Annotated in this window: 11 protein-coding genes and 2 pseudogenes; 10 read left to right on the top strand and 3 right to left on the bottom strand. The window is 67.7% G+C overall.

The window, feature by feature from the left end:
* Positions 1-97: 97 nt before the first annotated feature.
* Positions 98-2179: an alkaline phosphatase family protein gene (locus tag ACWGI6_RS08755; protein WP_453266826.1), complete on the bottom strand. Its 2082-nt coding sequence runs from the start codon at positions 2177-2179 to the stop codon at positions 98-100.
* Positions 2180-2640: 461 nt separating this feature from the next.
* Here ACWGI6_RS08755 and ACWGI6_RS08750 point away from each other — a divergent pair, with 461 nt between their 5' ends.
* A complete protein-coding gene (locus ACWGI6_RS08750; protein WP_453266825.1) occupies positions 2641-2982 on the top strand; it encodes a hypothetical protein in 342 nt (113 codons plus the stop codon).
* A gap of 523 nt (positions 2983-3505) precedes the next feature.
* On the opposite strand, the gene ACWGI6_RS08745 is transcribed toward ACWGI6_RS08750, so the two are convergent.
* Positions 3506-3928, bottom strand: a complete 423-nt coding sequence (locus tag ACWGI6_RS08745) for a hypothetical protein (protein ID WP_453266824.1) — start codon at positions 3926-3928, stop codon at positions 3506-3508.
* Between the two features lie 571 nt (positions 3929-4499).
* Here ACWGI6_RS08745 and ACWGI6_RS08740 point away from each other — a divergent pair.
* The 3 genes and pseudogenes from ACWGI6_RS08740 to ACWGI6_RS08730 all read left to right on the top strand — a co-directional run bounded on the left by ACWGI6_RS08740 (position 4500) and on the right by ACWGI6_RS08730 (position 7517).
* The gene (locus tag ACWGI6_RS08740) at positions 4500-5609 is read left to right on the top strand and encodes a serine hydrolase domain-containing protein (protein WP_453266823.1); all 1110 of its coding nucleotides are present in this window, start codon (positions 4500-4502) and stop codon (positions 5607-5609) included.
* Between the two features lie 617 nt (positions 5610-6226).
* A pseudogene (locus ACWGI6_RS08735) lies at positions 6227-7042 on the top strand (IS5 family transposase); the annotation flags it as partial.
* A gap of 52 nt (positions 7043-7094) precedes the next feature.
* Positions 7095-7517, top strand: a complete 423-nt coding sequence (locus tag ACWGI6_RS08730; RefSeq protein ID WP_453266822.1) for a hypothetical protein — start codon at positions 7095-7097, stop codon at positions 7515-7517.
* A gap of 27 nt (positions 7518-7544) precedes the next feature.
* On the opposite strand, the gene ACWGI6_RS08725 is transcribed toward ACWGI6_RS08730, so the two are convergent.
* A complete protein-coding gene (locus tag ACWGI6_RS08725; protein ID WP_453266821.1) occupies positions 7545-8411 on the bottom strand; it encodes an alpha/beta fold hydrolase in 867 nt (288 codons plus the stop codon).
* Positions 8412-8476: 65 nt separating this feature from the next.
* Between ACWGI6_RS08725 and ACWGI6_RS08720 the strand changes: the two genes are divergently transcribed.
* From ACWGI6_RS08720 to ACWGI6_RS08695, 6 genes and pseudogenes are all read left to right on the top strand, one after another.
* Positions 8477-9031: a helix-turn-helix domain-containing protein gene (locus ACWGI6_RS08720; RefSeq protein ID WP_453266820.1), complete on the top strand. Its 555-nt coding sequence runs from the start codon at positions 8477-8479 to the stop codon at positions 9029-9031.
* Between the two features lie 37 nt (positions 9032-9068).
* Positions 9069-9458: a VOC family protein gene (locus ACWGI6_RS08715; RefSeq protein WP_453266819.1), complete on the top strand. Its 390-nt coding sequence runs from the start codon at positions 9069-9071 to the stop codon at positions 9456-9458.
* 224 nt (positions 9459-9682) lie between these two features.
* Entirely contained in the window at positions 9683-10786 is a 1104-nt protein-coding gene (locus ACWGI6_RS08710; protein ID WP_453266818.1) for a hypothetical protein, read from the top strand.
* 500 nt (positions 10787-11286) lie between these two features.
* The gene (locus tag ACWGI6_RS08705) at positions 11287-12018 is read left to right on the top strand and encodes an SDR family oxidoreductase (RefSeq protein WP_453266817.1); all 732 of its coding nucleotides are present in this window, start codon (positions 11287-11289) and stop codon (positions 12016-12018) included.
* Positions 12019-12048: 30 nt separating this feature from the next.
* Positions 12049-12495 carry a cupin domain-containing protein gene (locus ACWGI6_RS08700; protein ID WP_453266816.1) on the top strand — a complete coding sequence of 149 codons (447 nt, stop codon included), beginning with the start codon at positions 12049-12051 and terminating at the stop codon, positions 12493-12495.
* A gap of 482 nt (positions 12496-12977) precedes the next feature.
* A pseudogene (locus tag ACWGI6_RS08695) lies at positions 12978-13246 on the top strand (transposase); the annotation flags it as partial.
* Between the last annotated feature and the right edge of the window lie 126 nt (positions 13247-13372).

Raw genomic sequence — 13372 nt, 5'->3', positions numbered from 1 at the left:
TCTGACATTTTATCGGTGGGGAGTTTTGGGGTCCGTGCCGTTGCCGCGGGGCGCGGGGGGCCTGGCCGGCCGCCGTCGCCACGGATGTCCTGGCCGATCAGTCCGTTCCGGTAGTGGCGATCCGGCCGGCGTAGCGCTGCGTCCAGGTCGTGTCGGTGTCGACGGTGACGACCACGTCGTAGTAGCCCTCCTGGGTCGGCCACATGACGGCCTTCGTCTCGCCGTAGGCCACCGTGACCTTCCGGGTACGGCCGAGGTAGTCGTGAGCGGTGAGCGTGTAGTTCACCGGCTTGGTGCCGTCGTTGTGCAACGTGAGCTTCACCTGAGCATCGTGCTTGGCGCCCTCGCCCTTCAGGAGGTCGGCTTCCACGCGCGGGAGGCCACCCTCCCCCTTTCCAGCGGGCGCGAGCTGGCCGGCGAAGGAGCGCACGAAGCCGTCGTTGGAGTAGATCGAGAACGCGTACTTGCCGTCGGTGGCCTTGGTGTCCCAGGTGTACTCGCGCGGCTTGCTCGCGGTGACGGTGAACGGCGTGCTGGAGAACGCCTGGTACTTGTCGGGGAAGACCTGGAAGCTCAAGGCCTTGTCTTTCGGGCCGCCGGTCAGGGTCATCCTGGCGGTGGCCGTCCCCGACGTGCGGTCCTCCGAGATCGTCGCGTGCGGATGGAAGCTCAGCGGGCGCGGTTTCATGTGGTTGGCGGCGATGGACACCGGCTGCTCGGCGTGCGGGTCCGGGAAGGTGGCCGGCCCCGGTTGCGGGTGGGCGAAGTCGAGCGCGCTGGTCAGGTCGCCCGCGATCGAGCGCCGCCAGTCGCTGATGTTGGGGCAACGGAACGGCTTGCCGAGGTGGGTCGCCCAGGTCTCGAGGAACTTGATCGTCGAGGTGTGGTCGAAGACTTCCGAGGCGACGTACCCGCCGCGGGTCCACGGCGAGACCAGCAGCATCGGCACCCGCGCACCGAAGCCGAGCGGGTAGTCGCCGGCGTACTCGCGCGCCGTGCCCGGCTCAGGCCATGGCGGCAGCACGTGGTCGAACTTCCCGTCGTTCTCGTCGTAGTTGAGGATGAAGAGGGTGTGGTTCCAGATATCGGGGTTGCTCTGCAGGATGTCGAGCACCTTCTTGACGTAGCGCTCGCCGTGCAGGGTGTCCGCGCTCGGGTGCTCGGACCAGCCGTACGGCGCCACGATCCAGGAGACTGCCGGCAGTGGGTGTTCCGCGCCCGGCCGGCAGGCCTCGTGGAGGTTTTTGAGGACCGCGTCGAGGTTGTCCTCGGAGTCGTCGTTCGGCGAGGTCATGCCGGAGTAGTACGTGGCGTTGCCGCGCCAGATCAGCCCGGTGCCGGGCCGCAGCTTGGGGTCGTCGGCGCTCAGCCCCTCGGGGTCGAACCCCTTGAAGTATTTCAGCTCGTTGTCGCCGTAGTCGCCGACCCAGGTGCTGAGGTAGCCCTGTCGCCCGTTGCCGCTGTTGTCGGAGTAGAGCCGCCAGTCGATGCCGGCCTGCTGGAGCTGCTCGGCCACCGTGATCCAGGGACGGGAGTAGTTGGACTCATCGGTGTTGCCCGTCTCGCTGTTGGCGGTGCCGCTCCACAGGTACTTTCGGTTGGGGTCGGTCGGCCCGAACTCGGAGCAGAAGTTCTGGTCGGCGATGGTGTACTGCGCGGCGACCGAGTGGTAGAAGCCCATGTAGGCGTCGCTGTGGTAGTTCATGCAGCTGGCGCCGTTGTGCTGCACCCACAGGTCCCACTTGCGATGGTCGGCGTCGCCCCAGGCTCCGTGGTCGTTGCCCCAGGCTCCGTCGTCGACCTGCGGGGTGACGATGTTGCCGCTGCCGTCCTTTTGCTGGAAGACGGTGGTGCCGTCCTGGAAACGCAGCGCCTGCTTGTCGTTGAAGCCCCGTATGCCGGGGAACGTGCCGAAGTAGTGGTCGAGGGACCGGTTCTCCTGCATCAGGATCACGACATGCTTCAGGTCGGACATGTTGCCCTGGAAGCCCTTTGGCACGACGTACCTGGGCTTCGGAGCGGCGTACGCGCCGCCCGCCCCGGCGGTCGCGCCGAGCACCAGCGCCCCGGCGACGCCCCCCGTGCCCTGGAGGAACCAACGGCGTGTGGTGCCGGTCGACGTCTCGGGTCTGTCGCCGAGCTCGGACTCGGACCTCGGAGTGATCGGATCGGGGGCCATGAAAGCTCCTCATATGGGCATGGACAGTCGGGGATGGGCGCTGCAGCCCGCTCATCGAAGCGAGTGGACACCAACTCTGTGTGAACACCGGCCGAGCGATCAGCAGGACAACGACTACGAGGTCGTCAACTTCTGCGTGTATGTGGTGTATGCCTCCTTCACGACATCGGCTTCGACGTCGAGGTGAAGTCCGCGGGCCTGGAGGACGCCTACGGCTACCACGACAACGACCGCCACCCGACTCGTCGCCGAGCCGGCGGCACCTGGAGCCGATATGCCCCCGGCGACCACACACGGTGACACCAGACCGGATCTCACTACGGAACAGGCGACACCTCCACATGAAAGCCCACCAGTTGACGCCGGGATTCGCGCGTCCGGAACCATGGTCGGGCTTCTCAAGTCCACGGTTCTACAAGGAAGATGGATCCGGTTACCGGTGAGATGACAGCAGCGGCGCGGTGGCGGCGTTCGCACCGTTGGCTTCGGGGGATCCCGAACAGGTCGGCCGTTACCGGCTGGCGGCACGGCTCGGCCTGGGCGGCATGGGCCGGGTGTACCTGGCGCGGTCGCCGAGCGGACGCACGGTCGCGGTGAAGATGGTGCGCGCCGCCTTGGCGGACGACCCCGGTTTTCGGCGGCGGTTTGTGCGGGAGGTGGCAGCGGCGCGCCGGGTGGCGGGCTTCTTCACCGCCGCGGTGGTCGACGCCGATGCGGAGGGCCGCCCGGCATGGCCGGCCACCGAGTACGTCCCAGGGCTTTCCCTGGGAGAAGCGGTGGCCGAGCACGGGGGCCTGGCCTGAGCATGCGGTGCGACAGCTGGGGGCCCGCGCTGGCCGAGGCACTCGGAGCCGTCCACCGCGCAGGCGTGACGCACCGGGACCCCAAACCGTCGAACGTACTGCTCGCGGGGGACGGCCCCTGGGTGATCGACTTCGGGATCTCGGTGGCGGCCGAGGACACCCGGCTCACGGAGAAGGGCGTGGTCATCGGACGAGCGGTGGAACCAGCTCCTGACCTATTCCGCCGGGGGCCGCGACACCGTGGTGAGGAAGAGCACGATCCGTGACGGCAGCGTGCTGGTCATCCTCTCCGGCTTGCCAGCCGTCGTCGACCAGCACCTCGACGCGGCCCTCGCCAAGGCGGCAGCAACCCGCTGACGCGCCGTAGCCGGTGCCCCGACCGCGGGGTCGGGGCACCGGCGCGTCACCAGGGCACCAGGACGGACAAGCCTGACCCGCACCCTGATCCGCCCAGCTCTGTATCTCATGGCAAACAGGAACTGAACCGCGCAGCTGCGGGCAGTGTTTGCGGCCGCGCCTGGAATCAGCGAACGTGCACCGTCACCACGTCAGAGGCGTTCAGACGCACGGGCTGGTGGTCGTGCGTGCTGGTCAGGCCGTACAGCACCGCGCGGAATTGCAGGTTGCCGCGACGCGCGGACGTGCCGTGTGCAGTGACCTGCGCGTCGCCCTCGACCGCGGCGCTGCAGTTCTCCTGGTGCCACCCTTCGCCGAAGCCGTTCTCCTCCAGGCACAGCTGATGCAGGTAGCCGGCGCTGTCGTCGCCGCCGTGCGCCTTGACCGTGATGGTCTTGCCGACCTGTGCCGTGTGCGGCGCCGTAATGTCCACACTGCCCTTGGCGAACGCAGGCCCGGCGGCCAGAGCCACCGACGCCAGACCCAGCGCACCGATCGCGGCCACACGGCCGCCCCGCGCCTTCATCCCGGTCTTCTTTGTCCTGGTCATGGACTTCCCTCCCGTGGGTCTCCCCCACATGGCGAGACCCACCCCCTTAACGAAGGCGCCCGGTGCGCCTCGCTGACTACCCAGATGAGCTGGCGATCCCACCCGTTGCATCACACCCAGTACCGTTACGAATCCACCACAAACCCGCCGACCATGCTGATCCCACATCAAACCGAATAGCGGCTCAGAAGCGATCGGAGCGAGTAACAAGCCCTCGTGGCGGAACAACGGGTTGCTGGTACGCGCGCGGACCGATGAGTTTCTCGGCGAGTTGAGGCCTCATCAAGACGGCGCGTAACACCTACCGGAAGGCATGATGGTTCGGCTTGCTGTCGCTGCTTCAGCAGTGTCGGTTGGCTGAGCATGCCTCATTGGCCCAAGGACGTGACATGTTGGACAGTGAACCGGATGATGCTGTGCTGGGGCCGTTTTCGTCTCCAGGCGCGCAAGCGAGGCCGTGGGCATTGGCGGTCGAGGCCGTCATCGTCGGCGACACCAGGCTGGATCGGGTCGCGCCGACTGCCGGATTCGCTTTCGGCAAGCTACCGACATCCAGCCAGACTCGCTACACGTGGCCGAGCCGGTGACGATGATGCCCTCCCTGCAGCAAAAGGTCCAAAGCGCCCTCGACGAACTCGTTGATGCCGAAGACGAAACCGGCTTGCAGGTTGCCGTTTACCACCACGGTGCTCTTGTTGTCGACGCCGTCGCCGGCGTCGCCGACAGCCAGACCGGGCGCAGGGTGACCCCGGAGACCCCGTTCTTCAGCTTCTCTGCCGGCAAGGTCATGACGTCGTTGATCGCTCACCTGCTCGTCAGGACCGGTGCTGTCGGATACGACACACGGGTGGTCGACCTGTGGCCGGAATTCGGCACCCACGGCAAGGCGACTGCGACTCTTCGACACGTGCTGACACACTCGGTCGGCGTGCCGGCGATACCTCGTGGCATCGGCCCTGCCGACCTGACTGACTGGTCGCGGGTCTGCACCGCGATCGCCGACGCCGAACCACGCTGGCGACCCGGGACCGAGACGGGGTACCACGCGTTCACCTTCGGCTTCCTCGTCGGCGAGGTCGCACGCCGGGCCACAGGCAAACCGATGCGCCAACTCCTGCACGAGTGGGTCACCGTGCCCCTGGGCCTCGACGGTGACCTGTACTTCGGTGTGCCCCGAACCGACCTGGCCCGGCTGGCGCGACTCGAAGACGCCGCACCACTCCCGGTCGGCCCACCTGACGGCGATGGCATTCTTGCGCCCTGGGAATTGCAACCGACCGCGGCCATGGGCAACAGCCACGAGATCCTGCAAGCGGACATCCCGTCGGTCGGCACCTTCACCGCGCGGGGAATCGCTGCCATGAATGCCGCGGTCCTCGACGGTCGGCTCATCGATTCACACCAACTCGAGGAGTTGACGGCGGTGGCCTTCGAGGGCACCGACCAGGTCTTCGGTAACCATGCGCGGCTGGCCCTGGGCTATCCGCTCGGCCGCATCGGTACTCGGCCGGACGAGGCACCTGCCACGTTCGGCTGGGTCGGTGGTGGCGGCAGCTACGTCTATGCCGACACCGCCACCGGCACCTCCTTCGCCATGGCCAAGACCCGTCTCACCCCCCACTTCAACACCGCACAACGACTCGCAGACCTGACCACGGCCGAGATCGACCCACATGCTTGAGTATCGACCGACACTGCGAAAATTCCGCTGACCGTTCGTCAGACCTAACCAATTGAACGTGGTTCCTGTTCGGGTGGTCTCTGAGCAGCCGGGGCATAACGGCAGGCCTCCTGTAGCTCCGGGTGGCGATCCCCACCGAGCAGCACCAGGAGGCCCTGCGTCGCAGTCTTTCGTGCCCGCGTCCTGTTCAACGCGCCGTCCCTGACGTGTGGCTGTCTCACGCACAGATTCGGCAACGCGGCGGACGGGCCGGAGCGGGTGCGGGTGTTACCGCTCCGATCCGACGGAGGCGGAGTGGCAGGTCGTCCGGCCGTTGCTGCCGGTCCGGGCCCGGTTTCAGGGGCGGGGCGGCCGACCGGAGGGCACTGTCATCGCGTGATGCTCGACGTGTTCCGCCAGGTCGTCGACAAGGGCCTGCAGGACATCTGATAACCCATCGACTTCCGTGCTGTGCCCCCTGGCCCCGGCTGAGGCACAGCGGCTTTCCGCGGCAGCACCGTTGAGCGGCGCGCCCTGAGAGGGTGTTGCGCTAGTCTGGGCGGCTCTCGTAGTGCTTGAAGGCGGGTTGTCCGGTTTGGGAGCTTGCGGTTCGCGGTGGTTGCGGTGTGCTGGTGGTCGTGGGTGAGCGCGCTCCGTACCCGAGCGACCTGTCCGATGAAGCCTGGAAGCTGATCCGGCCGGTCATCACCGCGTGGAAGGCCCGACACTCCTCGGTCAGCGGGCACGAGGGACAGTACGAGATACGGGAGATCATCGACGCGATCCTTTACCAGGCTCGCACCGGCTGCCAATGGCGCTATCTCCCTCACGACCTCCCTCCGTACACGGCCGTGTACTACTACTTCGCCAAGTGGCGCGACGATGGGACTACCGAGACTGTCCACGACCTGCTGCGCTGGCAGATCCGCGAGAGCCGCAAGCGGCGCGAGGACCCCTCCGCCGTCGTTTTGGACACCCAGACCGTGCGCGCCTCCACGAACGCGCCCAAGGAGACGACCGGGCTGGATGCGGGGAAGAAGAGCCCCGGCCGCAAACTCGGCATCGCCACTGACGTCCTGGGCGTGCTCATCGCCGTCGTCGTTGTCGCGGCCAGTGTCCACGACAACGCGATCGGCGTCACGCTGCTGGACAAGGTCGCCGCCTCCGCACCCACGGTGACCAAGGCGTGGGTGGACGCAGGGTTCGAGAACACCGTCGTTGACCACGGCGCCCGGCGGGGCATCGACGTGGACACCGTCCAACGCGAGCCCGGCACCAGAGGGTTCGCGCCGGAACCCAAACGGTGGGTGGTCGAGCAGACCCTGGGCACCCTCATGCTCCACCGGCGCCTCGCGCGCGACTACGAGACGAGGCCGGCCAGCTCGGTGGCGATGATCCACTGGTCCATGGCCGACGTCATGCTCCGCCGTCTCACCCGTGCTTCCACCCCGAGCGGGCACGACCCGCCGGCCTTGTGCTCAGCACCCTCGAAAAGCGAGAGCGTCGATGAGGGAACTCCTGGACAAAATCGAGACCCGGCAGCAGCTTGTTCGCGAGACGGCCGAACGGCTGCGTGACCAGATCGCCCGTCTCACTGAGCAACTCACCGCTGCCGAAAACACCTTGAGACGTCTGGAGATCACCCGCCAGGCCATCTGTGAACCGGCCGCCGAGGACGGCGCTCCGCCGCCCGAGCCGCTGCCTTCCGGATACCGAGAGATCCTGGCCGCCATCGAGGGAGCCGAGGAAGGACTCCGCGCCAAGGACGTCTGCCAGGTGCTCGGCCTGGGCACCGAGCCGCGGCACACCGAAAGCACTCGCGCCAAACTGAAACGCCTGGTGGGCCGCGGCATCCTCGCCGAGCCTGAACCCGGCCTGTTCACCCACGCCAAGTCGGCACCAGCCGCCCCAGAGGCCAACTCAAACTGACATCCGGCGAAGCCCGCACAACACCCTTCAGGCCGACCGGACGCGCCGGCCCGGAGCCCGGTCGAGGAGGCGTCCGACCCTGTCCGCGACGATCCCCGGCTGCTCAGCCTGAATGAAGTGCCCCGAGTCGACCTTTTCGAACCGCCCATCCGGCAGCGTCTGGACCCAACGTCGCTGATGTTCAGCGATGACGGCGTGCTGCTGTCCCCGTCCCTTCACGGGGCGGGATGCCGAAAGCAGGACGGTCGGACATGCCGGAAGGCGGGGCGGCCCGGCGCGGAGCTGAGGGATGGCTGCGGCCACGGACTTGAGCTCTTTCCTCGTCTGCGCGATGCCGGCCGGGATGAGGTCCTCGGCGAGCATGGTCGCGTAGGTGTCCGCCGGGAAGACACGGCGGATGTTCCCGCTGACCATGCGGGCCAGCGAGCGCGACCGGACCAGCGCCTGCGTCACGCCCATGGCACGGTCGACCTTGGCGGCGGTCTGGTCGAGAGTGTTGTAGACGGGCGCGCTCTCCGGCGTGGGATCGAGCAGCAATAGCCCCCGCAGCCGTGGCCCCAGACGTTCCACGGCGCGGCGTGCGACCAGCCCGCCCATGCTGTGTGCGACGAGCACGAAGGGGCCGGGGACGACTGCCTCGATCATGGCGACCAGGTCCGCGGCCATGTCGTCGATGCTCAGTTGCACCGCTGTCCGGCCACTGCGGCCGAAGCCGGCACGGTCGTAGGCCACCAGTCGCCCTCGATCCGTCAGCAGCGGCAGCACTGGCTCCCAGCAGGTACGCCCCAGGCCCCCGCCGGCTTCAAAGACCACCCACTCAGGCCCCGTACCGGACTCCTCGACATAGACGGACCGACCGTTCACCTGCACCGTCCGCCCCACTGCCTGCCCCATGTTCCCCTCCTACGGCACTGCGTTTTCAATTTCGATAACGGTATCGTATGTGAAACAGTAGCGTCATGGACACAGTCGACCTGCTTCTTCACCCTGTGCGTCTGCGAGTGGTGCACGCGCTTGCCGGCGGTCGGGTGCTGACCACCTCGCAGCTGTGCGCGCGCATGCCCGAGGTGTCGAAGGTGACCATGTACCGGCACGTCGCCCTGCTGACCGAGGCGGGCTTCCTGGAGGTCGCCGCGGAGCAGCGGGTGCGCGGCGCCGTCGAGCGGCACTATCGGCTGCGTCAGGACCGCCCTGTGGTCGGCATCGACGCGGCTGCCGCGATGTCGCTGGACGACCACCGCCGGGGCTTCGCCGCCGCCATGGCCGTGCTGATCGCGGAGTTCAACGCCTACCTCGACCGCGACGACGCCGACCCGGTCGCCGACTCGGTCTCCTACCGCCAGGGCACCCTCTGGCTCAGCCCGGACGAACTCGCCGAGATGAACCACAAGTTACTCGCGATTCTGGGCCCCCTGCTCGCCAACCAACCAGAGCCGGGCCGCGTACCGTATCTCCTCAGCCGGATCTTCTTCCCATCTGAGCAGGCGCCCTCTGACGAGGACCGGCCCGGCTGACAAAGGCTCACACAACAGCCTCTGAGAGGATCAGCGAATGACGGACTCCCCTCTGCGTGTGAATGCCCTCATCGTCGATGCCGCCGACCCCGTTCGGCTCGCCGCATTCTGGTCGGAGCTGCTCGGCAGGCCGGTTGTGGGCCGCACGGGACCGTACGTATGGCTGCGGCGCGAAAACGGCCTGGGCCTGGGATTTCAGCAGACCGCCGAGCCGAAGTCGGGCAAGAACCGCATGCACGTCGACATCAGCTCGCCCGACCCGGCCGCCGAGCAGCAGCGGGTCGAGGCGCTCGGCGGGCGCAGGCTGGAGCAGTACGCCGATGGCGGGTTCCTGGTGATGGCCGACCCCGAGGGCAATGAGTTCTGCATCATCCCCGAGGGCCCGGTCGGGCTCGATGACGAGGGGCGGGCCCACTACCTCAACTGACCGACACTCCCGCCCACCGGATCCGTCGCCGTCGCCCCATCCACGAACGTCGCGGCGACATTCCCGCGGCTCACCGCCGACTTGGGCGACAGTCGATACCAGTTCGAGTGGGAGCTGATGCGCCCACGCCGTGGCGGCGCTGCGGCTCCGAGGCGAAACGAATAACACGTTGGCCGGCCGCTTCCGGGCTGCGACGATGCCTCTGTTTCCCAAGCGGAGGACTTTTGATCGTTTTCACGTGTGCGGGGTGCGGCGCCAGGCTGACCATTCCGCTGTCCCAGGTCGCCCTGCCGGCTCACGCCCATCAGAAGTACGGGAACGGGATTCAGCTCCCGGTGCTCATGGAGTCGGGCACGTTCGCCGTGGACCCGGAGCCCTTGGGGCCGCCGTGGCGGACGTGGGAAAAGGTCGATCCGGACGAGGCTGCGGGCCGCGGCATCTATGCGCCGGTCTACGCCCTGTCCGACGGCCTGCCCGGCGCGATCGTCATCGCACCCGGAGACACACGCGGCACCGTGCTGATCCCGGAGAAAGGCGGCGGCTACTGCTGCGGCCTCGACTGGGCCGACGGCCCCAACATGGCCTGCGAGACGTGCGGCCTGCCCGTGGCGAGCAGGATTGACGACTGCTCGCTCTGGCAGGCGGTGTGGTTGGCCCCAAACGCCGTGCGTCGCCGCCTCGTCGACGACGCCGACGCCGCGCCGCTTTCCTGGGCGGAGCTGATGGCAGAGGGGAAGGGGACGCCCCCGTTCGAGCCGATCGCCACGTGGGGATCGTGGCTGAGGTCGGACCGTTTATGGTCGTGGAGCCCTCAGTGGGAGGCGGCAGTCGGCCGGGCGCTCGCCCACCTGTTGGCGGCCTCGGAAGGCCGGCCGGTGACCGTCCCGGAAGGCCTGACCGAGGAGGTGTTCCAACGCGCCCTCGACGCCCTGCTGCCCGCGGGTCCGCCGGTGCGGCGGGCCGTCCTGGCCGGACCGGGACGGCCTGCCGCCGCGGACGCCGACATCCTCCTCGTGCCGACCCATCCGCAGACGGGTGAGCCCTGGGCCCCGGCCAACCCGGCCGCCTCGGCATACTCGGTACCGCTGCCATTCGGGGTGTGGTTGTGGTTGGCCTTCCCCGAGCCGTACCTGCCCTTCCCTGCGTCGGGCGGCATGCCCGACGGCGTCCTTCGCGACGACCCGCCCCCGCCGCGCCCCCGTCACCTGTTCCGGGCCGACCCGGGGGCGTTCCGCGACACCCTGGTCCGGCTACCAGCCATCCGCAGCCCGTGGCTGCGCGAGATCCTCGAAAACCTCACACAGCACATGCGCGCCCGCCTCTTCTAGACAGCTGACAGAAGGCACCGACGCCCTCTCTCCGACCTATCCGGTGACCGTGCTGTCGCAATCGAACAATGCCGGACAGTGGTGCCTTCTGAGGTGGGGTTCTGGCTCAACTGCTGTGCTACAGGCTGGACGAGGACCTCGACCAGTTCATCGAACTGGCCTCCCAGGTCCGCGATGCGCGAGCCGCTGCAGGCGCCGGCCGGCACCCCGGTCGCCCCGCTCCTAGCCTCCGAAGCGATCAAGACCTGGAACCGGGAACTGAACACCCATCCATCAGCACAAACACCGTTGCGGTATTAGGTGTGGTCTCTCCGATCATGGAAGGGCGTCGCAGCAACCACCAGCGTTCCCAGGGATGGCCCTTGCATCAAGTGCCATCAGCGATGCCGTAAGCACGCAGCGCCACCAGCGTGCCAGCAGTTCACGGCCCAGCGTGCGCCGTGCACTGCATCGCCGCAATCTGGACGCATGACCTATCGGTGCGCGACGAAAGGTGACCCATGAAGTTCGCAGTCATCGGCGGTACCGGTCTGATCGGGTCGCAGGTCGTGAAGAAGCTGAACGCCGCCGGGCACGAGGCCGTGCCGCACTCGCCGACCGCAGGTGTCGACGTGATCACCGGCCAGGGCGTGGAGGAGGCGGTGGCCGGAGTAGACGGGATCGTCAATCTGACGAATTCGCCGACGTTCGACGACGCCTCTCCCGCCTTCTTCCAGACCTCGATGGACAACCTCCTGGCCGCCGGCCACAAGGGCGGGGTGGGGCACTTCGTCATCCTCTCGATCGTCGGCGCGGACCAGGTGCCCGACCTCGCCTATTACCGCGCCAAGGTCTTGCAGGAAGACATCCTCAAGGCCGGGCCGATCCCCTATTCGATCGTCCACGCCACCCAGTTCATGGAGTTCATCGACGCCTTCATGTCCTGGACCACCGAGGGCGACACCGTCCGCCTGCCCACCACCCCGCTCCAGCCGATCGCCGCAAAGGACGTCTCCGACACCGTCGCCGAAGTCGCCGCCGGTACGCCTCTGAACGGAACCCTCAACGTCGGCGGGCCCGACGTCCATCCCCTCGACGAACTCGGCCGGATCACCCTGAACGCCCGACCCGACGGCCGCACGGTCATCACCGACGACACCGCCGGCATGTTCGCCGCCGTCGACGGCGATGTGCTCACCACCAAGGGCGACGCACGCATCGCCCCCACCCACTACACCGACTGGCTCACCTGACCCGGCCGCCCCACCACTGGAGACCTCGCGATGTCGAACAACGAACAGACGGCAGGCAGCGCCGAGAGTCAACCACGCTCGGAAGCATGGAAGACCGCGCTCACCGTGCTGCAGTCGGCGAAACCGCCGTTCGTTCCGGAGGAGGCGGAGGCGATGACGGTGCTCGTCGAGTTCCCTCCCGGCGATCCCGGCACCCCTCCGCACCGGCACTCGGGACCTGCCTTCGGCTACGTGCTCGAGGGGGAGATGCTCTTCGAGCTGGAAGGTGAGCCGGAGCGGGTGATCAAGGCCGGGGAGACGTTCTGGGAGCCGGGCGGCGATGTCATCCACTACCAGGACGGAAACAACCGGACGGACTCCCGGAGCCGCTTCCTCGTCACCATGATGTGCGCACCGGGTCAGCCCATGCTCACTCTGGTCGACGACGAAGAGTTGGCCCGGCGCCGGCACCTACGAGCTCCCCGTCCGGGCACTTGACCCGCCACTGACAGCCGGTACTGAACCGATGGACGATCCGAGATCCGCGACCTTGATGCCATGGTCAGCGGCCTGCGCACCGCCCGCACGATCGGAAATGACCCGGCCCTGACCGACTGGCGTGGCCAGGAATTGCCGCCGGGCCCCGACCTCCACGACTATGAGCAAGGGACGGCATACCTGTACAAGCCGGACCTGCCCGCGCCTTGTGGCTCCAGGGCCAGTTCGTGAGCGGCGAAGGCGCTGGGACTGATGGCCCAGGTCCAGGCCCGGCGGATGCCGATCAGGCAGTCCGCAAGAAGACGGCTTCCTTTTGGAGGAACCAAACGAGTCGTCTCCCGAAGGTCGAAAACCGCCCGCGCAGCGGAGGAATACTCAACTCCGTTGGTATCGCACGCTGTTGACACATGGGTTCCCATGACCCACACGAAGGATCCCCCAGGGTAGGGCAGCACTCCCTCTAACAGGCCATCTCAACTGGCATGTTCGATAGGTCTGGCGTGGGGATTGTTGAGCGGCTGGTGCCGAATGAGCTGTGGGGACTGTTCCAGCGGCTGGTGCCGAATGAGCTGTGGGGACTGTTCCAGCGGGTGGCGCCGGAGACACCGATTCGTCCACAAGGCGGGGCCGGCGTCGGCACGGTGACCGGGAGGTGCTGGCTGCGATCGTGTGCGTCGCGACCTCGGGAGGCACGTGGAAGCAGCTGCCGTCTGCGTCGTTCGGTCCGTCGGGCGCCACAGCCCATCGGCGTGGCCGCCAGCGACCGGCCCGCGCCGTCGCATTGGCGGCGATCCTGAGCGGCACTTAGCGTGGGAAGAGACCGGCGGTTCGCACACATGGCTCGGTAGGCCCGCGTGGCCCGACCGCCCTCGACGTG

The organism is Streptomyces sp. NPDC054786, from assembly GCF_053611685.1.
This window is presented reverse-complemented; position numbering and strand designations above follow the sequence as displayed.